Consider the following 26,151-nt stretch of genomic DNA (forward strand, 5'->3'; position numbering starts at 1 on the left):
ATCATTTCCCGTACATCTTTTCGTAGTAACCCTGATAATCTCCGCTGGTAACTTCTTCCACCCAAGCTTGGTTGGCTAAATACCATTCGATTGTCTTTATGATGCCGACTTCGAATTTAGTTTCGGGATACCATCCTAAGGCATTTGTTATCTTGGTAGGGTCGATAGCATAACGTTGGTCGTGTCCCAGACGATCTTTGACGAAAGTAATCAGATCTTCGTTGATCCAGTCGATTGAAATATCGCCGTTTTCGTCTTTCACTTTCTTTTTGAGAACCTGACGATATTCGGGATTTTCTGCCATCAGACGGTGGATAGTCGAAATTGTCAGTTTCACGATTTCGAGGTTTGTCTTCTCGTTGTGTCCACCAACGTTGTACACTTCTCCGTCTTGACCTTCACGCACAACGAGGTCGATTGCTTTGCAGTGGTCTTCCACATAAAGCCAGTCGCGCACATTGCTACCGTCACCGTAAACGGGAAGATGCTTTCCTTCGAGGATATTCTTGATAATCAACGGAATCAATTTTTCCGGGAAGTGGTACGGACCATAGTTGTTGGAGCAACGGGTAATCGTTACCGGCATTTTATAAGTGTCGTGGTAAGCCATTACCACCATGTCTGCACTTGTCTTAGAAGCACTGTACGGGCTGTGAGGGCAAAGCGGAGTTGTTTCTGTGAAATATCCTTCGGCTCCCAATGAACCATACACCTCATCGGTAGATACTTGATGATAGCGTACACCTTTTCTCCAAGTCGGATATCCTTGTTCGTCTTTCCCCATTACCCATGCACGGCGTGCACAATCCAGTAAGTTCTGTGTTCCGAGAATGTTGGTAATCAGAAACAGCTGCGGATTTTCAATGCTGCGGTCCACGTGGCTCTCGGCAGCGAAATTCACTACATAATCAAAACGATACTCAGCAAAAAGACCGTCTACCACATCGCGGTTGCAAATGTCTCCTTTGATAAAGACACAGCGTTCGTTGTCGATGTCTTTGGCAATCGTTCCTAAGTTACCTGCATACGTCAAAGCGTCCAATATCACGACTTTGATGTCGTTATGTTTGGCTAAGATGTACTTGATGTAATTTGCCCCGATAAATCCTGCGGCACCGGTCACTAGATAAGTTTTCATATTTTATTCTTTATGTTGATTTTAGGATTGTTTAGCCAATTCGATAAGGTACTTCCCATACTCGGTTTTTTCGAGTTTTTGACCCAGTAGAAGCAACTGTTCCGTCGGAATCCATCCCTGACGCCAAGCAATTTCTTCAATGCAGCTGACGTAGAAACCTTGCCGGTTCTGAATAGTGGCCACGAAGTTGGAAGCTTCCAGCAGACTGTCACAGTTACCCGTGTCGAGCCATGCAAATCCGCGTCCGAAAAGTTCCACTTTCAATGTACCTTCTTCCAGATACAGACGGTTCAGGTCTGTTATCTCATATTCTCCACGTGCTGAAGGACGAAGAGCCGCTGCTTTTTCCGTCACACTGGCATCGTAGAAATAAAGTCCCGGAACGGCATAATTACTTTTCGGCACTTCCGGCTTTTCTTCCAGTGAAATCACTTTTCCCTGTTCGTCAAATTCCACTACACCATAAGCGCGCGGGTCTTTCACGTAGTAACCGAAGATGCAGGCGCCCTTTTCTATATTGGCAGCTCGGCGGAGCATGGCGGAGAAGCCCTGTCCGTAAAACATATTATCCCCAAGAATCAGACAGCCCGGTTCGCCGTTCAGGAAATCGGCTCCCAATACGAAAGCTTGTGCCAGTCCGTTAGGTTGTTCCTGAATTTTATAGGAGAAAGACATACCCAGTTCCTCACCCGTTCCCAACAAGTCGCGGAACATCGGCAAGTCGCGTGGAGTCGAAATAATCAACACTTCGCGTATTCCTGCCAACATAAGTGTTGACAACGGATAATAAATCATCGGCTTGTCATACACAGGCATGATTTGTTTGGAAATCGCTTTAGAGAGCGGATAAAGTCGGGTGGCACTACCACCGGCTAGAATAATTCCTTTCATGTTCGTCTGAGTTATTCATTAACTGCGTGCAAAGGTCGGAAAGAATTCCGACGTGGCAAAATTTTAAAATAATTTTTCAATCTGGCAGGAACATTTATTTTATTTGTCCGCCAATTCGATGACTTCCAAGTCCTGAAAGGCCCCCTGGTTGATAACAAAACGTACCAAAGTCCGTACCTTGTGGAAACCGGACATGCCGGCAGCTCCCGGATTAATATGCAACATATCCAGTGTTTTATCATATTTCACCTTTAATATATGAGAATGTCCGCTGATAAAAAGTTTGGGCGGACGTGCCATCAGACTGCCGATGATGGAAGGATCGTATTTCCCCGGATAACCGCCGATATGTTTAATCAGCACTTCTGCACCATCCACCGTGAAACGGTTTATTTGCGGATACAGCTTTCTGATTTCCTGTCCGTCAATATTTCCATATACCGCCCGGAATGGACGGAAGGCGGCTAACCTTTCCGCTACCTCCGGCGAACCGATGTCTCCGGCATGCCAAATTTCGTCACATGGTTCAAAATATTCCAGATATTTCTCGTCCCAGTAAGCGTGAGTATCAGATAATAATCCAATTCTTGTCATAAATTTCTTTGTTTAATCCCACAAAGATACTATATTTGGAAAAATCTTAAAGCACATGGAAAGCAAATATAATTATTTCAAGCGAGATATCAGTTGGCTCTCATTCAATTATCGCGTATTGTTGGAGGCTCTGGACGAGCGTCTGCCGCTCTACGAACGTATCAACTTCATCTCTATCTACTCTTCCAACCTCGAAGAATTCTACAAAATCCGGGTAGCCGATCATAAAGCAGTTGCCTCCGGTGCTACGGAAAGCGATGAAGAAACCGTACAATCCGCCCGTGAACTGGTAGAAGAAATCAATAAAGAAGTCACTCGCCAGTTGGATGACCGTGTACGTATTTATGAAGAGAAACTATTACCTGCCCTGCGCAAAAACCACATTATTTTTTATCAGGACAGCCATGTCGAACCGTTCCACCAGCAGTTTATTAAAGACTTTTTCCGGGAAGAAATCTTTCCCTACCTGCAACCTGTGCCTGTATCCAAAGATAAAATAGTCTCCTTCCTACGAGATAACCGACTTTATCTGGCGATACGAGTCTATCCGAAGAAAGAAGCAAAAGACGAAAGGAAAGAAGATAAAGAAAAAACAGAAGAATCTATTAACAAAGAAAAATATACAGAAGAACGCATAACTCGAAGAAAAAGTGATGGAGCAGATACAAATGTAACAGAATATCGGCAGCCCCTTTACTTCGTAATGAAGCAGCCCTACGCCAAAGTACCCCGCTTCATCGAACTTCCATCCCGCGAGAAAAATCATTACCTGATGTTTACCGAAGATATAATCAAGGCAAACCTCAACCTTATTTTCCCCGGCTACGATGTTGATTCCAGCTACTGCATCAAAATCTCCCGTGACGCTGACATATTAATTGACGACACCGCCAGCAGTGCCGACCTTGTCGCTCAACTCAAGAAGAAAGTGAAGAAACGTAAGATCGGTGACGTCTGCCGTTTCGTCTACGACCGTGGTATGCCTCATGACTTTCTGGACTTTCTGGTAGACGCCTTCCATATTCAGCGTGATGAACTTGTCCCCGGCGACAAGCACCTGAATCTTGAAGACCTGCGTCATCTTCCCAACCCGAACAAATCTCTTCACAGCCTCGAAAAGCCGAAGCCAATGAAGCTGACCATCCTCGACGAAAAAGAATCTATCTTCAACTACGTTGCCAAGAAGGACCTGTTATTATATTACCCTTATCACTCTTTCGAGCACTTCATCCACTTCCTGTATGAAGCCGTGCACAACCCGGAAACCCGTGAAATCATGGTAACCCAATACCGCGTAGCTGAAAACTCCGCCGTCATCAACACCCTGATAGCCGCCGCCCAAAACGGCAAGAAAGTCACCGTATTCGTGGAACTGAAAGCCCGTTTCGACGAAGAAAACAACCTTGCCACGGCCGAAATGATGCAAGCCGCCGGCATTAAAATAATATACAGCATACCCGGTCTGAAAGTACACGCCAAAGTAGCCCTTATCCGCCGCCGCGGACTGAACGGTGAAAAAATACCCAGCTACGCCTATATCAGCACCGGTAACTTTAATGAAAAGACCGCCACCCTCTACGCCGACTGTGGCCTTTTCACCTGCCGCCCGAAGATAGTGGCCGACCTCTATAACCTCTTCCGCACCCTGCAAGGAAAAGAAGACCCGAAGTTCACCACCCTTCTTGTCGCCCGTTTCAACCTCATCCCCGAATTGAACCGCCTGATTGATCGGGAAATCGCCCTCGCCGACGAAGGCAAACAAGGCCGTATCATCCTAAAAATGAACGCCCTCCAAGACCCCGCCATGATTGACCGTCTCTACGAAGCCTCCGAACACGGCGTACAAATAGACCTCATCGTCCGTGGAATCTGTTGTCTTATCCCCGGACAGTCATACAGTCGTAACATTCGTGTCACCCGTATTGTAGACAGTTTCCTCGAACACGCCCGCATCTGGTACTTCGGCAACGACGGCAAACCCAAAGTCTTCATGGGCTCCCCCGACTGGATGCGTCGTAACCTCTACCGCCGCATCGAAGCCATCACCCCCATTCTCGCCCCCGACCTGCGTGACAGCCTCATCGAAATGCTTAATATCCAGCTCGCCGACAACCAAAAAGCCTGCTGGGTAGACGACAACCTGCGAAATATATTCAAAAAAAGAGCGCCCGGCACCCCCGCTGTACGAGCCCAATACACCTTCTATGACTGGTTAAACAAAACAAATAACTAAAAAACAACCAACTAATTAACTAACATAAGAATCCCATACCCGTGTCCTGCAACTTACAACGCCCCACACGGCCTTCCCGCAACGTTCCCGCTGCACATCCCCCGTTATACGCCCTTACTACATGGCTTCCCTCGCAACAACCACACCGACATCTCATGCAACCTCCTCCACAACGCCCACCCCGCACGCCCCTCCGGCCTACTTTTTTCTCCGTCAAGCGAGCCCCCGTAACGGAGCGTCAAAAAGGGCAGACTGTTTGAGCGTAGCGAGTTTCTGCCCTTTAGCGCAGTGCAGGGAGCGAGTAGGAGAAAAAAGTCAGCCTTGAATTTTTCTTTGCTTCTTTCTTTTGTTTCAAGACAAAAGAAAGAAGATTACGAGACAAAAGAAAGACGATTGTAACATAAATGTAACATGTATGACACCTCCCTGCAACGTCAAATCCCGTCCTTTGCAGCCGGAAACAACATACACATATATTTATTATGGAGACTATTTATTTATGCATTATCATCTTCCTCTTTGTACTAGCTGTTTTCGATCTGATAGTCGGAGTCAGTAATGATGCAGTTAACTTTTTGAACTCTGCGGTAGGCGCCAAGGCCGCTTCGTTTAAAACCATTCTTTTCATAGCCGGTATTGGTATATTCATTGGCGCTTCCCTGTCCAACGGTATGATGGACATTGCCCGGCACGGCATCTACCAGCCCGAGCACTTCTACTTTGCCGAAATCATGTGCATTCTGCTGGCCGTCATGTTGACCGACGTAGTACTGCTGGACGTATTCAACTCCATGGGGATGCCCACCTCTACCACCGTTTCACTAGTCTTTGAACTACTCGGAGGTACCTTTGCCCTCTCACTTATCAAAGTACATAATAGCGATACCCTCGGTCTGGGCGACCTCATAAACACCGACAAAGCCCTCTCCGTCATCATGGCGATCTTCGTCTCCGTCGCTATCGCCTTCTTCTTCGGAATGCTTGTACAATGGCTTGCCCGTGTGATATTCACTTTCAACTATACGAAAAAGATGAAATACAGCATCGCCCTCTTTGGGGGGATAGCCGCTACTGCCATCATCTATTTCATGCTTATCAAAGGACTGAAAGACAGCTCCTTCATGACCTCTGAAAACAAACACTGGATACAAGACAACACACTGATGCTAATCACCGTTTTCTTTGTATTCTTCACCGTACTGATGCAAATCCTTCACTGGATGAAAATCAATGTTTTCAAAGTCGTCGTACTGATGGGAACCTTCGCTCTGGCTCTCGCTTTTGCCGGTAACGACCTTGTCAACTTTATTGGCGTTCCCCTCGCAGGTTTCTCCTCTTTTTTAGATTACACCGCCAACGGAGAAGGAAATCCGAACGGCTTCCTGATGACCTCCTTGCTGGGACCTGCTAAAACACCGTGGTATTTTCTTATCGGAGCCGGAGCCGTCATGGTCTACGCCCTCTGCACCTCTAAAAAAGCACATGCTGTAATTAAAACATCTGTCGACCTTTCCCGCCAAGATGAAGGAGAAGAAGCATTCGGAAGTACTCCGATCGCCCGCACAGTAGTCCGCATCAGCATGACACTTGCCAATGGAATCTCCCGAATAATGCCGGACGGCAGCAAAAAATGGCTTGACTCCCGCTTCCGCAAAGACGAAGCAATCATTGCCGACGGAGCTGCTTTCGACCTTGTCCGCGCTTCTGTCAACCTGGTATTGGCCGGTCTGCTCATCGCCTTGGGAACCTCCCTGAAACTTCCCCTTTCCACCACCTACGTAACCTTCATGGTAGCTATGGGTACTTCTTTGGCCGACCGCGCCTGGGGACGTGATTCAGCCGTTTACCGTATCACCGGCGTATTAAGCGTCATCGGAGGCTGGTTCATCACCGCCGGAGCCGCCTTCACCATCTGTTTCTTCGTAGCTCTCGTACTCCATTATGGAGGTAACATCTCTATCATCGCCCTCATCGGTATAGCTGTATTCATCTTGATCCGTAGCCAGGTGATGTACAAGAAACGTAAAGCGAAAGAACAAGGTAACGAAACGCTGAAGCAACTGATGCAAACCACAGACAGCACAGAAGCCCTGCAACTGATGCGTAAGCACACCCGCGAAGAACTTTCCAAAGTATTGGAATATGCAGAAACAAATTTCGAACTGACTGTCACTTCATTCCTTCATGAAAATCTGCGAGGATTGCGTCGTGCCATGGGGTCCACTAAATTTGAGAAACAGCTCATCAAACAGATGAAACGTTCGGGCACCGTCGCCATGTGTCGTCTCGACAATAACACCGTACTCGAAAAAGGACTTTATTACTATCAAGGCAACGACTTCGCCAGCGAATTGGTCTACAGTATTTCCCGCCTCTGCGAACCTTGCCTCGAACATATCGACAACAACTTCAACCCATTGGACGCCATCCAGAAAGGTGAATTCAGCGATGTATCCGAAGATATCACCTATCTGATTCAGCAGTGTCGTAAGAAAATGGAAAACAACGAGTACAACGACTTCGAAGAAGAAATCCGTCGTGCCAACGACCTCAACGGACAGCTTTCACTATTGAAACGTAAGGAACTGCAACGCATCCAAAGCCAATCAGGAAGCATCCGGGTGAGCATGGTGTATCTCACGATGGTTCAGGAAGCACAGAACGTAGTCACTTATACCATCAATTTGATGAAAGTAAGCCGTAAATTCCAGATAGAAACTGAAATGCCGTAAGGACGAAAAGCAAGGATCGTCCACTGAATAACGAACGAATCATACTCCGCACGGAAAGGACTGTCTGATAAACCCTGTTTACATAGGAGGGGGTGTATCAAACAATCCTTTCTTTTTCAGAAATAGGTTTAAAAAAGCTCTATTCTTTAGTATTTGATCTGGTAAAATTGTATATTTATAGTCGATAAGATACTTGAGACGATTTTAGATGCAATGATATAAAAACGAAATGAATGAAATATCAGTTAGAAATAACCACCTTACTGGTTCCTGTCAATGTGCATCAACTGTTTGAGAAATGTGAATGGCCTGAACTAAACTGTTTTGACAGAGAAATGGTTGAAGGCTATTTCTCTGATTTGGTGAATGGTATTCAAACCGATGAGGCTTTGGACGATTGGACGCTGACCGTTGTCCTTTATATCGGCACTTATTTGGGAGCCAACCATATCAGTATCTGGAAACATGGAATCACCGATACGGTAACTAAAGAAAAAGTGCTGACGATAGGTATACCTCTTCCTTGTAGTAAAACCATTCGTTGGGGAGTGAAGAAGAAAGGACGTTTTACGGGTAAAATACCGGATGAAAGCTTTAGGAGGAATAACAGACTCCTTCCCGTCAACTTTGCAAAATATGATAATATGGAGACCTATATAGAAGATAACATCCGGATAGCCCTTTTGAACCTGTTTGAAGTTGGTTTTACCCTGAAAGGATATAAAGTAAAGAAGCGGTAATAAGTAACTGAATTGTAATCAAACTTCTTTTTCATAGGGATTAAACTTGCTTATCCCGGCAGGAAAACGTATCTTTGTTGGTAAGAAAACTATAACCGCAAGTTCTGATTATAAAACCGGAACTTTTGATTATGTAATCAGAAGTTTCAGTTATAAAACCAGAACTTGCGGTTTTAGTTTGTCCTATAGGAAAAACAACTTTTCCTGTAGGGGAGAACAAGTTTTCTACCTATAGCGAGTAAGTTTTCTATTAATAATCAATATTTCAAATAAACTTTAGTATTATGGCAATGTACGTAATGGAAGAAATGCCCGATATTCATGGAACGGGCGAACAGGTACTTTATCCTCGGTTTGCAATGATAGATCAGGTATCTACCGAGGATTTAATACGTCAGATAGCATCCAGCAGTGGTTTTAATGTCGGAGATGTGGAAGGCGTAATTACACAGATCGGTATTGAAATGGCACATCAGATGGCAGAAGGCAAGTCTGTGAAGCTGGATGGTATCGGAACATTCTCTCCTTCGTTGGCGTTATGCAAAGATAAAGAACGCGAAAAGACCGGAGAGGGTGAAACCCATCGTAACGCACGAAGCATTGTGGTGGGGAGCGTGAACTTTCGTGTAGACAGGAAGATGGTGAGGCGTATCAACGGAAGATGTCTGCTGGAAAGAGCTCCGTGGAAGTCGCAACGCTCTTCACAGAAGTATACACCGGAGCAACGACTAGCATTGGCTGTTAGATATCTGGAGGAACATCCTTTTCTGACGGTCTACGAATACCGGAAACTGACAGGTCTGCTGCGCACGGCGGCTACCAATGAATTGCGCCAATGGGCGTATACGCCCGGTTCCGGTATCGGGATTGATGGTAGAGGAACACATCGGGTGTATATAAAGAAAACATAATTCATCATATTTGTATGATGATACTATACAAATACTTTATATCTTTGTAAAACAATGACATAAATCGCGATTTAACCATACCACTGAAAATATGAAAACAAAAACTTTATTAGGCTTCTTTCTCCTCTCTCTCATGACTTTTTGTATATCAGCCTGTCAAGATGATGCAGAGATTATTTTATTTAGCGGTTCCGAATTAATCGACGAAACGGGAACCTGTACGAACACGATTTCTTCTACAGTCCTGTATCTTAATGGATGGGAAGTGTCTTTACATATAAAGGTGAAAATGATGTAGAGAAACAACACACCTTCTTTAATTTTAGCCCGTATTTAGGAACTCAAAGTCTTACAAGAGAAAGAGGTCCGATTACTACGGCATGGTTGGAAGATGTATCTGATTCACCTTATCTCGAAGATGTTTTACCTGCAGATAGAACGGTTGTATATTGGGTGGATACAATGATCTTCAATTTATCTGCGGAGGATTTGTAATCATTTGTACGGGCTTTATTGTAAAGCCCGTATACGTACTTCGGTTGTTTTCTCATTTTTCAATCCTTCTTTTACTTTATTGATATCCGTATTTCCGTAATGATAAGGATACAAAATGTGCGGCTTGATAATTTGAGTTGCACGTATCGCTTGTTCCGGTGTCATGGTGTAGGGTTGGTTGACTGGCAGGAAAGCGATATCAATATCTTTCATTTGGTTTAGTTCTGGAATATCTTCTGTATCTCCGGCGATATAGATGCGGGTCCCTCCCAGAGTAAGAATATAGCCGTTGTCACGTCCTTTGGGATGGAACTTATCTCTGCCGGGAGTCGTATTATAGGCCGGTACGGCTTCCAGTTTCATATCATCTGCCAGTTGAAGCACATCACTGTTCTTCATTTCCTGTCCTCTGTTCAGCATTTTCCGGCAATTAGGATTAGCAATAATTCTAGTCCCGCTTGTTTCGATAGCTGCTATTGCTTTGGTATCGAAATGGTCTCCATGTTCATGCGTAATCAGGATGAAATCCGCCTTCGGCTGTTGTGTATAGTCGGCGTAATCGGATACTGGATCAACGAATATTTTTTGTCCTGCATATTCCAGCAATAAGCTCGCATGTCTGAAGAAAGTGATCTTCAGGCTTTTCCCATTTTGGGTGGTAAATGAATCCATTTCAAAGTTTTGCATCTTTGTAGTCAGGTTAGTTGGGTTGTTAAATGAATGGGAATAAGAAAATCCGTAAGAAAAGCATAATACGAATGCTAATAATAGATTCTTTTTCATATCTGTACAGAATTTGGTTCCCTGCAAAGATAAACATCCGAGAAGATTTATCGGTTCATATTTGAAATGATTCTTTGCGAAATTAACTTTCTTTTTGTGGAAAATAAGAAGGCACGGGAAATATTTCATTCCCGTGCCTTCTCTTATTATTTTATACCTTTACGGTATTCTTATGCGTTCAATGCCTGTTCGATATCAGCAATAATATCATCCGCATTTTCGATACCTACCGATAGACGGATCAAGTCCGGGCGTACACCTGCTTCCATCAGTTGCTCATCCGTCAACTGGCGGTGAGTATGGCTCGCCGGATGGAGCACGCAACTACGTGCATCCGCCACGTGAGTAACGATCGCAATGAATTCCAGTGAATCCATAAACTTGATAGATACGTCACGTCCGCCTTTCAGTCCGAAGGAGATGACTCCGCAGGAACCATTCGGCATATATTTCTGTGCAAGGCTATAATATTTATTGTCCGGCAGTCCGCAATAGTTTACCCAGGCAACTTTCTCATTTTTAGAAAGATATTCGGCTACTTTCTGCGCGTTGCGGCAGTGTTGAGGCATACGCAGGTGCAACGTTTCAAGTCCCAGATTCAATAAGAAAGAATTTTGCGGGCTTTGGATGCTGCCGAGGTCACGCATCAGTTGGGCAGTTGCTTTGGTGATATAAGCACCTTTGCCGAATGCTTTGGTATAAGTCAGTCCGTGGTATGACTCGTCCGGAGTACAAAGTCCCGGGAATTTTTCAGCATGAGCATCCCAGTCAAAATTACCGCTGTCTACGATACAGCCACCTACGCTTGTAGCGTGTCCGTCCATGTATTTGGTAGTAGAATGAACCACGATGTCAGCTCCCCATTCAAATGGGCGGCAGTTGATCGGGGTCGGGAAAGTGTTGTCAACAATCAAGGGAACCCCGTGACTGTGTGCAATGCGTGCAAATTTCTCAATATCCAGTACTTCAAGAGAAGGGTTGGAAATCGTTTCACCGAATAAAGCTTTTGTATTCGGTTTGAAAGCTGCAGAAATTTCTTCTTCGCTGGCATCCGGATTAACGAAAGTCACATCGATGCCTAGCTTCTTCATGGTCACGCCAAACAGGTTGAACGTACCTCCGTAAATAGCGGAAGAGCAAACAAAGTGATCTCCTGCCTGACAGATATTAAAAATGGCATAGAAGTTGGCAGCCTGGCCGCTGGAAGTCAGCATAGCGGCTACACCACCTTCAAGGGCAGCGATTTTGGCGGCAACAGCGTCATTCGTTGGATTTTGCAGGCGGGTATAAAAGTAACCACTGTCTTCCAGGTCGAACAGGCGGGCCATCTGCTCGCTGGTATCGTATTTGAAAGTTGTACTTTGATAGATGGGCAATACGCGTGGTTCGCCTTTTTTAGGCGTCCATCCTGCCTGTACACACAGGGTTTCCGGTTTGAATTGTTTTGCCATAATGTTATCGGGTTTTAATGTTTTATTTCAAAAAATGTTTTAATGCTGCAAAAGTAGGGAAAATAATTGTATTTTTGCCCTGTTTATGAGTGAAATGATACTCTTGCGAAGGAGATAGTTAATGTAGTTATGAAAAATAAACTCTATATTCTTTTATTCTTAGCTTTTCTTTTTTCGGGCACAACTCTTTGGGCACAGCAGAAGGCAACCCCGAAGGCGGGTGAAGGTATCTCTTCTTTTCTGTTGAGGCACAACCGCTCTCCGAAGAAGTATTACGACGACTTTATTGAGCTGAATAAACAGAAACTGGGAAAGAACAATGTGCTTAAAGTGGGCGTGACGTATGTTATTCCTCCCATCAAGAAATCACCTTCCGGAAATACCGGGACAAAGCAACAATCTCCGAAAGCTAAATCAACAAAAATAGGAACTACCCTCAATCATCCTCTGTTTGGAAAACAACTGGCTGATGTGAAAGTCACTTCCAACCGTCTTGCCGGTGCTTGCTTCTATGTGGTCAGCGGACATGGAGGTCCTGATCCGGGTGCTATCGGGAAAGTTGGTAAATACGAACTGCACGAAGATGAATACGCTTATGATATTGCCCTTCGTCTGGCACGTAACCTGATGCAGGAAGGGGCCGAAGTCCGTATTATCATTCAAGATGCTAAAGATGGTATCCGTGATGATTCATACCTGTCAAACAGTAAACGGGAGACTTGTATGGGTGATCCAATTCCTTTGAATCAGGTGCAACGCTTACAGCAACGCTGTGATAAAATAAACGCTCTTTACCGGAAAGACCGTAAGAACTACTCTTATTGCAGGGCGATTTTTATTCATATTGATAGCCGTAGTAAGGGAAAACAAACGGATGTCTTTTTCTATTATTCGAATAAAAAGGGAGAAAGCAAACGATTGGCGAATAATATGAAAAATACGTTTGAGTCAAAGTACGATAAACATCAACCCAACCGGGGCTTTTCCGGCACAGTAAGTGGGCGTAACTTATACGTACTTTCCCATACCACTCCCGCTTCCGTCTTTGTGGAGTTGGGTAATATCCAGAATACGTTCGATCAGCGTCGGTTGGTGATGAATTCCAATCGTCAGGCACTCGCCAAATGGCTGATGGAAGGCTTCCTGAAAGACTATAAGGAGAAGAAATAACATTTTTACTTCTCCTTTCGTGAACAAAATAAAAATCTGAATGTTTTATATATGCAAATCGCCTGATGGCTACTTGTAGGTATGCGAATATATATAGGCTAGTGAATATGCCTCCCCGGCATAACAGGAAGATTGCATAGTAGTTTTGTCGTGTTTTATTTTGTGTTTGTGTTGTGGCGGTGCTGCGATGTGAATCGGGGTACCGTTTTTTCGTTTCTCTTGAATTCCTTAAAGGGCGTGCTATTTCATTTTCTTATCATATTATTGAATAAAATCTTATCAATCCTGTGAACAAAATCCGGAAATGTATGTTATTTATTGTGCAAATCGCCTGATAAAGCTTCTTGTGTGTATGCGAATATAGATAAGTCAAGCAAGGTATGCCTCCCCGGCATGACAGGAAGATTGCATAGTAGTTTTGTCGTGTTTTATTTTGTGTTTGTGTTGTGACGGTGCTGCGATGTGAATCGAGGTGCCGTTTTTTTGTCACATATAAAGAAACGGCAGGCTTACAAATAAGAAACGAGCTTACAAATCTCCTAAAGTATATCATAGAATCTCTGCAAGCTCGTTTTATGAGTGGTGCTTTTGCGCACCTTATCTAGTTGTTATAAAGGCATATTACCATGCTTCTTGGGCGGGTTTGTCTGCATCTTGTTTTCCGTCATTTCCAGTGCCTGAATCAGACGTTTGCGAGTCTGTCTCGGATAAATGATTTCGTCAATATATCCCAGCTCGGCAGCCTGATACGGAGTGGCAAACTTTTCTTTGTAGGCTTCCAGTTCCTTGGCCTTTGTTGCTTCGTCAGCTTTGCGGAACAGGATATTGATGGCGCCGTCCGCACCCATCACAGCAATTTCTGCACTTGGGTAAGCGAAGTTCACGTCAGCTCCGGTCTGCTTGGAGTTCATTACGATATAAGCACCACCGTAAGCTTTGCGGGTAATCACTGTCAGTTTGGGAACAGTGGCTTCTGCAAATGCATAAACTATTTTTGCACCGTGACGGATGATACCATTGTTTTCCTGTGTATATCCCGGAAGGAATCCCGGAACATCTTCGAATGTAATCAATGGAATATTGAAGCAATCGCAGAAACGGATAAAACGGCTTGCTTTGTCGCTGGCATCAATATCGAGAACACCGGCAAGATAAGCTGGCTGATTCGCTACGATACCTACCGAACGACCTGCCATACGGGCAAAGCCAATGATAATATTCTTAGCAAAGTTCGGCATCACTTCGAAGAAATAGCCGTTGTCTATAACACGTTCGATAATGTCTTTCATGTCATACGGTACGTTCGGGTCTACCGGAACGATTGTATCCAGAGAAGTATCTTCGCGGTTTGTTTCGTCAGTGCAAGGTTTTTTCTTAGCTTCATCCATATTATTCTGCGGTAAGAAAGAAAGCAGTTCACGGATGCTCATCAGCAATTCTTCTTCGGTATTGCACATAAAGTGAGTCACACCGCTCTTGCTACTATGTGTCATTGCGCCACCCAGCTCTTCTTTACTTACTTCCTCATGAATCACAGCTTTTACTACATCCGGACCAGTCACAAACATGTGACTTTTTTCTTTCACCATAAAGATGAAATCGGTCAGGGCAGGAGAGTAGCAGGCACCTCCGGCGCAAGGACCCAGGATTGCCGAAATCTGTGGAATCACACCGCTGGCCATTGTATTCTGATAGAAAATATCAGCATAACCGGAAAGGCTCTCGATCCCTTCCTGGATACGTGCACCGCCCGAATCATTCAAAGCGATAATCGGGGCACCGTTCTTCAATGCAAGTTGTTGTACTTTCACAATCTTTTTAGCATTGGAAGCTGACAGTGAGCCGCCATATACCGTAAAGTCATAAGCGTAAACAAACACCTGGCGACCGTCCACCTTTCCGTAACCGGATACGATACCATCTCCCGGAATTTTGTTCTTATCCATACCGTAGTTCGTACAACGGTGAACCATCAACTTATCCAGTTCAACGAAAGTACCCTTATCGAGTAACATCTCGATACGTTCGCGAGCAGTCATTTTACCGCTTTCATGTTGCTTCTCTATTTTATCAACGCCTCCACCAAGAGAAGCGATGCGGTCACGTTCCTCGAACGTGGCGTATGCTTTATTTATTTCTTCCATAATGCAATCCGTTCTTATTATTATGCAATCGGTTCTAATGTTATTAATGTCTGTTCGCCGGTTATGCTATCACCTTCTTGAACCAGAATTTCTTTAATGCGGCAATCCGAAGTCACTTTGTAGTTGCTCTGCATTTTCATTGCTTCGATAACGATGGCAGTATCTCCCGCTTTCATTTCCTGACCGACTACAACAGGTATTTTCACTACCTTGCCCGGCATCGGAGAAATGATGCAGTCGTTCTGTTCCTCTTCCCCTTTCTTGCGCATCCGTAGATATTTTGCCTGGCTGTCCACAATTTCTACATTGAAACTGCTATAATGCGTATTCACTTTATAGCTTTTCCCGTTATCACGGCGAATCAGCTGTGCATTCGAACTGCGTCCGTCCATCAAGATGTTGCAAGTGCCGTTTTCCGCCATCACTACATCTGCTTCAAACGGTTTTCCATCAATGGTAAGCACCACCTTGTTATCTTCCTTGCTGACCAACTCTACTTCGGCCACACGGTTTCCTATATGAATTTCCATAATTGAATTCTCTTTGTTAAAATTAGATTCTCAACACTCCCTTGTGCAGTCCGAACTCTTTCCATTTGCTGATAGGACGGTTGTCGGTAGCCATACCGCTGTTGTTCTCTTCGAGGTTCATCAAGTAGTCCATATAGGCGGCAATCAAAGCAATATTTTCGGAATGTTCGCTAGTGCGCATGATACGTTGTTGCAGATATTCGCCGTTCTTGGTGATGAATCCTGTATCATAGTGACCTTCCACGAAATCGGGAGTGTCCATGATGGCACGCAGATAGCTGATGTTGTTTTTCACACCGGTCAACTTATATTCGTGGAGTACGCGGCGCATCCGCTCGATAGCGTATTCGCGGTTGGTAGCCCATACAATCAGTTTGCCGATCATCGGGTCGTAGTAGATTGGAATTTCATATCCCTCGTACACATAACTGTCGATACGTACACCGATACTGTTCGGCTCTGTAATCTGTTTGATGATACCCGGGCTCGGCATGAAATTCATTTCTGTATCTTCGGCACAAATACGACACTCAATAGCGTGTCCGCGTTGCTGGATATTTTCTTGTTTCAGTTGAAGCACCTGTCCGTCGGCAACTTTAATCTGCTCTTTCACCAAATCTACCCCAATCACTTCTTCCGTAATCGGATGCTCCACCTGTAAACGGGTGTTCATCTCAAGGAAATAATAGTTGCGGTGTTTGTCAACAAGAAATTCGATAGTACCCGCACCAATGTAGTTTACTGCTTTAGCCGCGGCTACCGCTTTTTCACCCATGTCTTTCCGCAGTTCGGGAGTGACGAAAACCGAAGGAGTCTCTTCTACGATTTTCTGGTTACGGCGTTGCACGGAACATTCGCGTTCGCACAGATGAATGACGTTTCCATGCTTGTCACCAAGAATCTGGAACTCGATATGATGAGGCTCTTCAACGAACTTCTCCAGATAAACCGTGTCATCGCCAAAGGAAGACAACGATTCGCTCTTGGCAGTGGTATAAGCTTCTTTCACTTCTTCGACACTGTGGATGAGGCGCATACCCTTTCCACCACCGCCCATAGAAGCTTTCAGCATCACCGGGTATCCGATCTTATTGCAAAGTTCTATGGCTTCTTCCACACTTTTCAAATTGTCTTGTGTGCCGGGAACAACGGGTACTCCCGCCTCGATCATTTTGATACGGGCAGCAATTTTATCCCCCATGGCTTCCATTGTTTCCGGATTAGGTCCGATAAAGATGATTCCTTCTTCCTGACATCGACGGGCGAAGGTAGCATTCTCGGACAAGAAGCCGTAACCCGGATGGATGGCGTCCGCATGAGCTGCTTTCGCCACTTCGATGATTTTTTCTATATTCAGATAACTCTCTTTGGATGCTGCCGGCCCTACGCAATAAGCTTCGTCTGCATAAAGCACGTGCTTCGCGGTCCGGTCTGCTTCGGAAAAGATAGCGATACTCGTTATCTCCATCTCCCGGCAGGAGCGCATCACCCTTACGGCAATTTCACCGCGATTGGCTACTAAGATTTTTTTTATCATACTTTTTTCAATTAAGTACATACTTATTAATGTCTTCCTATCTAATGGACATACTCCACCCGACGAAAAACAGTATTTTTTTGATTTGGGGCTTAACAAGTGATGCTCTTTCTCCTAACCCACGAGGAGGGGAGCGTCTTACACAAAATGGCAGGTCTTCTGACTGACTCTTGTCTTATTTGCCTTCCCGATTAACATCAGTGGCGTTAAACTAGTTCAATTATAAGACATTGAACAGAGCTTCACAGCAGCGGGACTGTCCGGGACTTACACCCGATTCCCTATTAATCGTCGTCCGTTGGATACGGATTCTGAACCATTTCGGGGGGCAAAGATAAATAAATATTAAATAAGATGTTCCTTTTTTGCACGAAAGTTTCATTTTTGTGCAATGCTTATCTTTAAAACGGGGATTTGTCTTCGATTAAGAATATTGTATATCTTTGTAATGTCATTAATTATATAGTAAAAATGAAATATTTAAATGAACCCGTCAGGCGCCAGGATCGTCTGCTGGAAGAAGAAAAAGCTCTTCGTTTATTACAAACTGCAGAATACGGAATATTGTCGATGCAGGCAGTAGGAGGCGGCGGTTATGGAATTCCTGTCAATTATGTGTGGGATGGTGCTCATTCTATTTATATTCATTGTGCACCCGAAGGGGAGAAACTGCGTTGTATCTCTGCTTGTGAGAGAGTTTCTTTTTGTGTGGTAGGAGCCACTCATCTTGTTCCCGACAAGTTTACGACGGGGTATGAGAGTATTGTACTGACAGGGACAGCCCATACTGGACTTTCGGAAGCCGAACGGATGAAGGCGCTTGAACTGCTGTTGGATAAACTCTCTCCTGAAGATAAAGTGGTAGGAATGAAGTATGCGGAGAAGTCTTTCCATCGCACGGAGATCATTCGTCTGGATATTGATAACTGGTCGGGCAAATGTAAACGGGTTTGATTCTTTAATTAGTGTGTAACCTTGCTACTTTTCTAAACTATATTTCTCCTGATATTGTTAAGTTGATAGTAATTAATTAAAAGGAGATATTCGTATGAAAGAAAAGAAAATAGCTCGTGAAGAAAGAAATCAGGAGAAACTGGCTAACGGTGATTGGGTAATGGCAGAGTTTTATGCAACGTGGTGTCCTCATTGCCAACGTATGAAACCGGTTGTTGAAGAATTTAAGAAACTGATGGAGGGAACATTGGAAGTGGTATTGGTAGACATCGACCAGGAACCTGCCCTTACAGATTTCTATACGGTTGAGTCGACTCCTACCTTTATTCTTTTTAGAAAAGGACAACAGCTTTGGAGACAATCCGGCGAATTACCTTTGGAAAGACTGGAAAGAGCAGTGAAAGGATTCAAATCCTGACGATTATTGCATAGCTTATCACAATGATATACGTGGCTGATTCTATGTTGGTGTGTCTTTGTCTGGCATACTTCTAATATGCATAAAGAAAAGCAGAAAGTATTCTCCGGTGAGGTACTTCCTGCTTTTCTTTATTTTCTTTGTTTTTATTGCTGTCTGTTGAGTCGTAACTCATACAGGCAAGCCTGTACCTCTTCAAGACTGCCGGTATGTTTTCCTTCATCATCAGACAGTTTGATACATTCTCTCCATTCCTGATTGACATTCATCTTACATTGTGTCAGTTTCATCACGATGTTCGAAGGCTCGAATCCGGTATCATTGGTAAGGTTGGTACCGATTCCGAAAGAGCAGCGTATTTTGTTCTGGCAGTATTCCTGAATATCCAATGCCTTTGTAAAGTCGAGGGCATTGCTGAAAACGATGGTTTTGGTCGTCGCATCAATTCCCAACTCTCTGTAACGGGCAACCAGCTTGTCGATAAACTCAAACTCATTACCGGAATCGCAACGCACTCCATCAAATAGTTTAGCCTGTTTGCGGCTAAGGTTACTAAGGAAGATACCGGAAGTATATGTATCGGAAAGTGCGATACCCAAATCCCCGTCATAAACATTCACCCAGTTTTCGAGTGCCATATAGTTGGCATGTTTATATCCGAACTGTGCTCCATGAAACATAAACCATTCATGTGGATGAGTCCCCATCATTTTCATTCCATATTTCATTGCAAAGTTACAGTTGGAAGTTCCGGTGCAATAATGTGCCGTCTCATTCAGCTTCTTGATAACCGTTTCCTGCACATCAATGGAGAATCTTCTCCGTGTGCCGAACTCTGAAAAGCGAAGCTGATGTTGATTCGACAATTCTATTTTCTCCGACAGCTTGCAAAGAATCTCGTTCATGTCTGCTACATTGCCAAAGAAACGGTTTTTGATTTCGGAGACAATAGCGAGCAAAGGCACTTCGTATAAAGTCACTTTATAAAGCAAGTCAGTCACTTCGATGTGGAGATGACAGGCTTCATCCAGATGAATATCAATCTTATTAGGGTCGAAACGAAAAGAAGATAACCACTCCCAGTAGACCCTCGGAAGGAATCTGCAGTTTTTCGTCATATATTCCAGCTCCTCTTCCGTAAACCTCAACTGACTAAGATTCATAATCTCTGTCTTGAGTGCCTTCAGGAAATCTTCGGTATATTGAGTTTCATTCCGGTCGTTGAAACTAAACGTGCCCATTGCATAGGGAAACAGTTTGATATAAGCATACGATGTGGTAAACTTATAAAGATCGGTATCTAGTAATGTCTTAACAATCATTTCGTTCGCTCTTTATATTTTATAACGTCGTAAAGTTAGTATTTGTTGAATAATATAACGACTTAATCATTAATGCGAATCAGTAGTTGAAACCACTTTCTGATTCTGTTATTTAAAATGTTATTATTCAGTTAATTATCTCGTTTGTTTATTTCTTAATCTCCTTGAAAATCAGTATATTAGAAGAATAAAACCACTCATTATTCTAATTATGATTCCCAAGGAGAAAGAGTTAAAACTTATAAAAATATATATGTATATCTGCGATATTTACCAGTTTTCCCTGAAATTCAATTGCCAGAGATTCAGTAACAATGCCAATCCTGTCTTCACAGATGAGGAACTGCTTACTGTATATCTGTTCTGCGGAGCGTATCAACGTTACTTCAATATCAAAGATATGCATACATTCACTAAAGAATATCTGCTTTCATGGTTTCCTAATCTTCCCTCGTATCAGACATTCAACTATCGGTTGAATCGGATGAGTGAAGCAATTAGCGAACTTGTAAAGCATCTCATTACATCCTTTAAACCAGAGGAGTGCGATTCTATGACATCACTTATTGACTCTATGCCCATTATTACCTGTGCAGGAAAGAACAAAACCGGTAAAGTTGCTACTGAAATTGCAACTAAAGGATACTGCTCAACCAAGAACATGTATTATTTCGGGCTCAAACTTCACACCGTAGCTTTCCGCAGAAAAGGAACCATCCCATTCCCTGAAATGATAATCTTATCATCGGCAGAGGAAAATGATTTGACTGTTCTTAAAAGAGAGGCGGCTGATAAACTGACCCACAGGAATATCTTTGCAGATAAGATATACTCGGATTTCTCTTTCTGGGGAAACAAGCAGCAGGAACAGGAGGTTACTATGCTCACACCTGTAAAAGCAATAAAGGGAGAAGACAACATTATTACTCAAAGGGAGAAAGCAGGCAGAGACCTGTTATCTACAGCTGTTTCAAAGGTCAGACAACCCATAGAATCTTTTTTCAACTGGCTGAATGAGAAAACAAATATTCAAAGAGCGATGAAGGTCAGATCTACATCTGGGCTTCTTGTACATACGATGGGAAAAATTGCCATCGCATTCATTTATTTAATTTTCTAAAACAAAGAATCAGAGTTCAACTACTGATTCGCATCATTAATAATTATGCCTTTTTTTATTCGGGGGAATAAAGTCAGGATCTGAATATATATTCTGTTTGCAATGGCAAATTCCTTATCTCTTATTATACTTACCTCAATAAGTCAAGCCGATTTTCAGCGTAATGGAATGGTGCGACAATTCTTCCTTAAACGTCGTATGGAAATACGGATCTTCCTGTTTCTTTGTCCGTTCCAGTTTCTGGAGTTCATAACCTGCCATCAAATTCAGTTTAATTTTCCGGTTGACTTTGAATTGTGCACCGATGGAAGGAGAGAGGTAAAAGCCTCCGTTTGCTTCTCTGTCTGTGGCAAAAGACCCACCGATATGACATTCCAGATAAGGAGTCAGTCTCCTGGGCTTCGTTATATAAAATTGCGCACTGGCATAAAGCGGGATAAGCAACTTCTCGTAAACAGAAAGTCCGCTGCCCGCACCGATGGCAAACCGTTGACTGATGTGGTAATGACTGACGATTTGCCAGTTGAAAGGCGTATAAGAAGGTTGATTCATGGAAAAACCTGTCCCGATATATGTAGTGTAAGAGAGACGTCTGCTGTCTGTTTGTCCGTCGGCACATACAGTAATGAAAGATAGCAGTGCAAAATGAATATAAATTTCTTCATAATGATGCAAGGATAGAGTCTGATAATACGATGGTTAGCTACTGCTATTGCACATACACGGTTATGCTTTTAACGATATGCAATGCAGTTGTGAGTGAAGAAGTATCTCTGGTAAGATCTCCATTACTTCCATCCGGGCTGCTGTGTCCGATCAGTTTGGCTGTAAATTCTTTCTTGCCGGAAGTCAAATCCACTTCTGCTGCGTAGACAAGGGCAGGCTGTCCGCTCCCTTCTTTTCCACCGGAGTAATTGGCGTCTCCTTCTTTGGCCGATTTCGGATATGCATCATTGAAATCTGTAGAATGATTGATTTCAATTTTGACTATAAACTTCTTCAACTTCCCAGTTGGCGACATCTTCACATTAAAACTACCTTTCGGAGTAGCTCCGCTGATACCGTCCGTCAACGGTTCCTTTTTGCTAGGGAGATATAACCCGTCTTCATATTGGATTCCCCGCTGATAACACCAATGCGGCAGCGCTTCCTTTCGGCGGTTACCGCCGGAGGCTTGCCAGGATTGAGTGGCTATTTTGTGTGTCACATACACGGTGGACAGATAATTCCCTTCCATGTCTTCAGTCCAGATTGCAATCTGGGGCGGATTTTTGATGTTGATGCCTAGAAACAAAGGAAAATTATGCAACCACTCTTCCCCTTTTTCAATAGATATTTTAAGATCGTTACTGTCGTATTCTACTAAATCCCGGTTACATCCACTATTTATCAATAGAGAAAGAAACCATATTCCCATTATTGTCATTTTATTCATTTGATTAGAGTTGTTTTTGTAACCAGAGGTCTACTAATAGATTGATGCCTTCTTCCAATTCCTCCCAGCCGCTTTCCTGCTGAATCTTGAGGCCGTTGTAGACCGGGCAGTTTTCTTCGAGCAATGCCAGATAACTGATGGCTGCGGTGATGATGGAAGCCATAGCGGCAATCTCTTTTTTCGGATGTTTTGAAAGTTTGCTGACTGCCTCTACCAGCCAGATTCCTTTCTCTTCCCGTTTGTTGCGCAACTCTTTCACAAACTTATTGTCCGTTGTCAGTTCCCAGCGATACAGGCGTTTCAATGTATAATTCTCCCGTAACCACATGATTTGTCTTTTGAATATCTGCTTGATAAATGTGGCTAAATGAGCCTGATCCGGTAACTCTTCATCGAAATTAATCCAATAGTCGTTCTGCTGAATGTAGGCTGCTATCAGTCCATCCAGCGAATTGAAATAACGGTAGATAAGCATTTTTGAAACTTTGGCCTTGGCTGCTACCGCATTGATCCCCAACCCCTCGAAACCGCTTTCTTCAATGATGTCGTTGACGGCTGTAATCAGGGTCATTTCCGTAGCCTGTCTGTTTTTAGTAATCTCTTTTTCCATACTTTGATACTTTTGTTACTGACTGGTCACAAAGATATGTTTCCTATCGGTAACATCAAGGAAAAAGAGATTATTTTTTGTAATGGTTGCCGGTTAATAACCTATCATCTTTACCGATAATACGTTATCCGGTCGTTTTATGATAACGCCACTGTCGGATTATGAACGGTCAGTCCGCCATCCACCACAATCGTTTGTCCGGTGATGTATCTGGCATCGTTCGAAGCCAGAAAAGCGATGGTAGCTGCAACATCCTCCGGTTCTCCCAGATAAGGAGTGGCACATTGACCGAGGAAGATATTACGTACATCCTCATTCAGGTTGTCCAATGCAGCGGGAGTAAGTACCAGTCCCGGAGCTACGGCGTTGCAACGGATGTTTTTCTTTCCCATTTGAGTAGCGATATATTTCGTCAGGTTGATGACACCCGCTTTGCTGGCGCCGTATAAAGTACCGTTGGCATCAGCCGTAAGTCCGCTTATGGAAGCTACGTTGACAATGTTCCCGCCGCCATTGGCAGTCATGATAGGAATGACCTGTTGGGAAAGATACATCGTGCAGCAGAGATTCAGGTGGAATGCTTCGTCAAAGTAGTTGATGTCCAGCTTTTCGATGCTAAGGTCACGTTTGGGATCAGTTCCTCCTACATTATTAATCAGTACGTCTATTCTTTGATATTCATTCATGGAAAAATCAATCAACTCTTTGCAACTCTGGAGTTCGGTGGCGGAGAAATAGACATGACGCACGTCAGCCCCTGCGTGCGTGAGTTCGTTGGCAAGCTGCTCCGCTCTTTTCTCGGAATGGTCAGCGATGACTACTTTGCCTCCTTCGGAGACAATGCGGCGTGTGGTTGCTTCGCCGATACCACCGGCGGCACCGGTGATGACAACTACTTTATTTTCGAATCTGTTCATATAATGGGAATTTGATGGTTACCTTCTATTAGAAACAGCTGGCAGAGGAATTTGTTAGCCCTCATAAACTCTCTTTAATAAGATAAGGTGTTCGATTCGAAAACTTTTGCATCTTTTCCAGTTTTACGCTCTGATTATTTAAGAAAACTGTTAAATGTTAATGCCTGCCCACTCATTTGTTAATACGGCTCTGATTCTATTAAACCATGTTATAAGATACGCTGCTTTGGCCTCAAAATTTGGAGATAACCGAAAAGTACGTATCTTTGTACTGTGTTTTTCATAGTATTAGATTTAAGGTTAACAAAAGATTGGCTGTCTGGGATAGATAGCCTTTTTTTATGCCTGTAAGTCAACTGCAGACCGAAGAGATTAAAACAACGAATATTGGTTATCCCGCAGGCTTTTCATCTCCCGTTCCTTTACGATATCCTCTTCGGATAAATGACCGATAAGTAGCGGTGAGTTTTTATCATGTTTCCTCCTATTATATACTGCCGTGTTATAATTGCCTTTGATGGCATAACAATAAATACATCCGTTCAGACAACTTTCATAAGTTCCGATATCAATGCTTTCAATGCAGTTGCAGATGTTACGCTGGTTTTTATCCTTTTGGGCGAGGATGGAATAACCGATGATCTTTTCTATCAGATTCTTATCGATACACAGGCCGCTCGGAATACCCAAATGTCTTAAATCCACCTTCACAGTACAAGTATCCAACTGTATGTCGGGATAAGCGTCTATTGTTTTTTTAAAAGAGACAGCCATTTCTTCTATTTCCTCTTGAGTCAGCGGATAGATGTTGAATGACCGTACAGAGTTCCGGATATGCTGGTAATGATCTATGAATCCTAGCATACATTTGGCAGTGTGGTCTTTGAGTCCGTCGGCAATCCGGGCAAATGCTTCCTGATGGAAAGAAACATTGTATTCCTCGTTCGTCAGTATCGGATCGTATCTCCAGATCACCCTTTCCCTGCCGATTTTATCAGCCAGCTTTTTAAAGGTATCCATTCGTTTATCGATGGAGGGCAAATGATTTTCCAGCTTTTCTCCGTAAGGGTTAAGTGTAAATTGGAAGTAATAGTTGTAATCCTGCAATTTCTCCAGTTGGTTGAGCATAGGTGCCGGGTTCTTGGTCCAGAAAACAAAACAATCTACTACAGCAGGAGATAAAGAGATCTTGCTAATCATTTTCGGATGATATGGATTGGGCACTAATACATATCTTTCTTTAATCCGGTTAAAAAACCACTGGGAATAGAATGCCGGAATATCTGTCCGGCGGCTGGCACTGATTATCATAGTTCAAAGTTACAAAAAAAAAGCCGATGTTGTTTCAATGATGTCCCTTTTTTGTATTCTTACTTACCCAAGAAGTAACTTGTGTGAATGAATATGTTAAATGTTAACGTGAAAAGTCTGAAATGTTAATACGCTTCCCAGAGTATTAAACCCTGTTATAATATGGGCTGTTTAGGCTCTAAAATTTGCTATTTACCTGAAATATGGTACCTTTGTACAGTGTTTTTTTCATAAGTATTAGATTTAAGGTTAACAAAAGATTGGTTGCTCGTGATGAGTAGCCATTTTTTGTTTTTATACACTATGATTGTTTATTCCTTAATCATAGTCAACAGCATCTTAAATCTCTCCACTGCTGTAAGGGCATGCGGCGCATTCGCCGGAAATACGATACTTTCTCCTGCTTTTACGGTGAACAGAGTTCCGTTTACGGTAATATTCACTACCCCTTCCAATACCTGCACGAGCGCATCAAACGGGGCACGATGTTCGCTTAACCCTTCTCCTTTATCAAAAGAAAATAAAGTGATATTTCCTACCGGACTTTTGATTAACTGTTTGCTGATAACGCCTCCTTCAGTATATTCAATGAGAGAAGCCAAATGGAGCACAACTCCTTTTTGAAATGATTGTTCCATATTTGTTTTATTTTTAAGTTAATATCATATAGAGAACACTTTTCGAATATGCATTGTTTGTCTATAACAAAAAAAGA

Annotated in this window: 22 protein-coding genes, 2 pseudogenes and 1 riboswitch; of the genes and pseudogenes, 9 read left to right on the forward strand and 15 right to left on the reverse strand. The window is 43.4% G+C overall.

Annotation, left to right across the window (positions count from 1 at the left end):
• Nucleotide 1: 1 nt before the first annotated feature.
• The 3 genes from rfbB to CJF29_RS05540 all read right to left on the reverse strand — a co-directional run bounded on the left by rfbB (nt 2) and on the right by CJF29_RS05540 (nt 2,623).
• The gene (rfbB, locus tag CJF29_RS05530; protein ID WP_074559081.1) at nt 2-1,138 is read right to left on the reverse strand and encodes a dTDP-glucose 4,6-dehydratase; all 1,137 of its coding nucleotides are present in this window, start codon (nt 1,136-1,138) and stop codon (nt 2-4) included.
• A gap of 21 nt (nt 1,139-1,159) precedes the next feature.
• A complete protein-coding gene (gene rfbA / locus CJF29_RS05535) occupies nt 1,160-2,029 on the reverse strand; it encodes a glucose-1-phosphate thymidylyltransferase RfbA (protein ID WP_074559082.1) in 870 nt (289 codons plus the stop codon).
• A gap of 99 nt (nt 2,030-2,128) precedes the next feature.
• The gene (locus CJF29_RS05540) at nt 2,129-2,623 is read right to left on the reverse strand and encodes a metallophosphoesterase family protein (RefSeq protein ID WP_099146381.1); all 495 of its coding nucleotides are present in this window, start codon (nt 2,621-2,623) and stop codon (nt 2,129-2,131) included.
• Nucleotides 2,624-2,678: 55 nt separating this feature from the next.
• Here CJF29_RS05540 and ppk1 point away from each other — a divergent pair, with 55 nt between their 5' ends.
• The 5 genes and pseudogenes from ppk1 (at nt 2,679) to CJF29_RS05565 (ending at nt 9,734) form a co-directional block, all read left to right on the forward strand.
• Nucleotides 2,679-4,856 carry a polyphosphate kinase 1 gene (ppk1, locus tag CJF29_RS05545; RefSeq protein ID WP_099146382.1) on the forward strand — a complete coding sequence of 726 codons (2,178 nt, stop codon included), beginning with the start codon at nt 2,679-2,681 and terminating at the stop codon, nt 4,854-4,856.
• Between the two features lie 482 nt (nt 4,857-5,338).
• Nucleotides 5,339-7,588 (forward strand): inorganic phosphate transporter, encoded by a 2,250-nt coding sequence (locus CJF29_RS05550; protein WP_099146383.1) that lies wholly within the window; start codon nt 5,339-5,341, stop codon nt 7,586-7,588.
• Between the two features lie 233 nt (nt 7,589-7,821).
• The gene (imm9, locus tag CJF29_RS05555) at nt 7,822-8,328 is read left to right on the forward strand and encodes an Imm9 family immunity protein (RefSeq protein ID WP_004296812.1); all 507 of its coding nucleotides are present in this window, start codon (nt 7,822-7,824) and stop codon (nt 8,326-8,328) included.
• 284 nt (nt 8,329-8,612) lie between these two features.
• On the forward strand, nt 8,613-9,239 hold the full coding sequence (locus tag CJF29_RS05560; protein WP_004296814.1) for an HU family DNA-binding protein: 627 nt from the start codon (nt 8,613-8,615) through the stop codon (nt 9,237-9,239).
• Nucleotides 9,240-9,330: 91 nt separating this feature from the next.
• Nucleotides 9,331-9,734, forward strand: a pseudogene (locus CJF29_RS05565) (hypothetical protein).
• Between the two features lie 15 nt (nt 9,735-9,749).
• Here CJF29_RS05565 and CJF29_RS05570 read toward each other — a convergent pair.
• On the reverse strand, nt 9,750-10,646 hold the full coding sequence (locus CJF29_RS05570) for an MBL fold metallo-hydrolase (RefSeq protein ID WP_004308978.1): 897 nt from the start codon (nt 10,644-10,646) through the stop codon (nt 9,750-9,752).
• A gap of 41 nt (nt 10,647-10,687) precedes the next feature.
• Nucleotides 10,688-11,968, reverse strand: coding sequence for an O-acetylhomoserine aminocarboxypropyltransferase/cysteine synthase family protein (locus CJF29_RS05575; protein ID WP_004306892.1), 1,281 nt, complete (start codon nt 11,966-11,968; stop codon nt 10,688-10,690).
• 129 nt (nt 11,969-12,097) lie between these two features.
• Here CJF29_RS05575 and CJF29_RS05580 point away from each other — a divergent pair, with 129 nt between their 5' ends.
• Nucleotides 12,098-13,138 (forward strand): N-acetylmuramoyl-L-alanine amidase family protein, encoded by a 1,041-nt coding sequence (locus tag CJF29_RS05580; RefSeq protein WP_099146384.1) that lies wholly within the window; start codon nt 12,098-12,100, stop codon nt 13,136-13,138.
• A gap of 608 nt (nt 13,139-13,746) precedes the next feature.
• Here the strand turns inward: CJF29_RS05580 and CJF29_RS05585 are convergent.
• The 3 genes from CJF29_RS05585 to accC are packed head-to-tail and all read right to left on the reverse strand — an operon-like array spanning nt 13,747 to nt 17,349.
• Nucleotides 13,747-15,282: an acyl-CoA carboxylase subunit beta gene (locus tag CJF29_RS05585; protein WP_004308982.1), complete on the reverse strand. Its 1,536-nt coding sequence runs from the start codon at nt 15,280-15,282 to the stop codon at nt 13,747-13,749.
• A 20-nt stretch (nt 15,283-15,302) separates the two neighbouring features.
• Nucleotides 15,303-15,812, reverse strand: a complete 510-nt coding sequence (locus tag CJF29_RS05590) for an acetyl-CoA carboxylase biotin carboxyl carrier protein subunit (RefSeq protein ID WP_004306894.1) — start codon at nt 15,810-15,812, stop codon at nt 15,303-15,305.
• A 22-nt stretch (nt 15,813-15,834) separates the two neighbouring features.
• Nucleotides 15,835-17,349 carry an acetyl-CoA carboxylase biotin carboxylase subunit gene (accC, locus tag CJF29_RS05595; RefSeq protein WP_074559085.1) on the reverse strand — a complete coding sequence of 505 codons (1,515 nt, stop codon included), beginning with the start codon at nt 17,347-17,349 and terminating at the stop codon, nt 15,835-15,837.
• A 131-nt stretch (nt 17,350-17,480) separates the two neighbouring features.
• Nucleotides 17,481-17,685, reverse strand: a riboswitch (cobalamin riboswitch).
• A gap of 135 nt (nt 17,686-17,820) precedes the next feature.
• Here accC and CJF29_RS05600 point away from each other — a divergent pair.
• Both CJF29_RS05600 and CJF29_RS05605 read left to right on the forward strand, forming a co-directional pair.
• Entirely contained in the window at nt 17,821-18,303 is a 483-nt protein-coding gene (locus CJF29_RS05600) for a pyridoxamine 5'-phosphate oxidase family protein (RefSeq protein ID WP_074559091.1), read from the forward strand.
• A gap of 94 nt (nt 18,304-18,397) precedes the next feature.
• Nucleotides 18,398-18,721 carry a thioredoxin family protein gene (locus CJF29_RS05605; protein ID WP_004296832.1) on the forward strand — a complete coding sequence of 108 codons (324 nt, stop codon included), beginning with the start codon at nt 18,398-18,400 and terminating at the stop codon, nt 18,719-18,721.
• Between the two features lie 146 nt (nt 18,722-18,867).
• Here CJF29_RS05605 and pncB read toward each other — a convergent pair whose 3' ends face one another.
• A complete protein-coding gene (gene pncB, locus CJF29_RS05610; protein WP_008998720.1) occupies nt 18,868-20,043 on the reverse strand; it encodes a nicotinate phosphoribosyltransferase in 1,176 nt (391 codons plus the stop codon).
• A 253-nt stretch (nt 20,044-20,296) separates the two neighbouring features.
• Between pncB and CJF29_RS05615 the strand changes: the two genes are divergently transcribed.
• The gene (locus CJF29_RS05615) at nt 20,297-21,163 is read left to right on the forward strand and encodes a transposase (RefSeq protein ID WP_074635739.1); all 867 of its coding nucleotides are present in this window, start codon (nt 20,297-20,299) and stop codon (nt 21,161-21,163) included.
• 135 nt (nt 21,164-21,298) lie between these two features.
• On the opposite strand, the pseudogene CJF29_RS05620 reads toward CJF29_RS05615, so the two are convergent.
• The 6 genes and pseudogenes from CJF29_RS05620 to CJF29_RS05645 all read right to left on the reverse strand — a co-directional run bounded on the left by CJF29_RS05620 (nt 21,299) and on the right by CJF29_RS05645 (nt 26,074).
• A pseudogene (locus tag CJF29_RS05620) lies at nt 21,299-21,828 on the reverse strand (hypothetical protein).
• A 44-nt stretch (nt 21,829-21,872) separates the two neighbouring features.
• Nucleotides 21,873-22,598: a hypothetical protein gene (locus CJF29_RS05625; RefSeq protein ID WP_074559086.1), complete on the reverse strand. Its 726-nt coding sequence runs from the start codon at nt 22,596-22,598 to the stop codon at nt 21,873-21,875.
• A 4-nt stretch (nt 22,599-22,602) separates the two neighbouring features.
• Nucleotides 22,603-23,208, reverse strand: a complete 606-nt coding sequence (locus CJF29_RS05630; RefSeq protein WP_004306899.1) for a TetR/AcrR family transcriptional regulator — start codon at nt 23,206-23,208, stop codon at nt 22,603-22,605.
• A gap of 137 nt (nt 23,209-23,345) precedes the next feature.
• A complete protein-coding gene (locus CJF29_RS05635) occupies nt 23,346-24,125 on the reverse strand; it encodes an SDR family NAD(P)-dependent oxidoreductase (RefSeq protein WP_004296838.1) in 780 nt (259 codons plus the stop codon).
• A 372-nt stretch (nt 24,126-24,497) separates the two neighbouring features.
• The gene (locus CJF29_RS05640; RefSeq protein ID WP_074559087.1) at nt 24,498-25,436 is read right to left on the reverse strand and encodes a DUF1848 domain-containing protein; all 939 of its coding nucleotides are present in this window, start codon (nt 25,434-25,436) and stop codon (nt 24,498-24,500) included.
• 311 nt (nt 25,437-25,747) lie between these two features.
• Nucleotides 25,748-26,074 (reverse strand): cupin domain-containing protein, encoded by a 327-nt coding sequence (locus CJF29_RS05645; protein ID WP_074559088.1) that lies wholly within the window; start codon nt 26,072-26,074, stop codon nt 25,748-25,750.
• Between the last annotated feature and the right edge of the window lie 77 nt (nt 26,075-26,151).

Origin of the sequence: Bacteroides celer, from assembly GCF_002632415.2 — a bacterium.
In the GTDB taxonomy this organism is placed as follows: Bacteria; Bacteroidota; Bacteroidia; order Bacteroidales; family Bacteroidaceae; genus Bacteroides.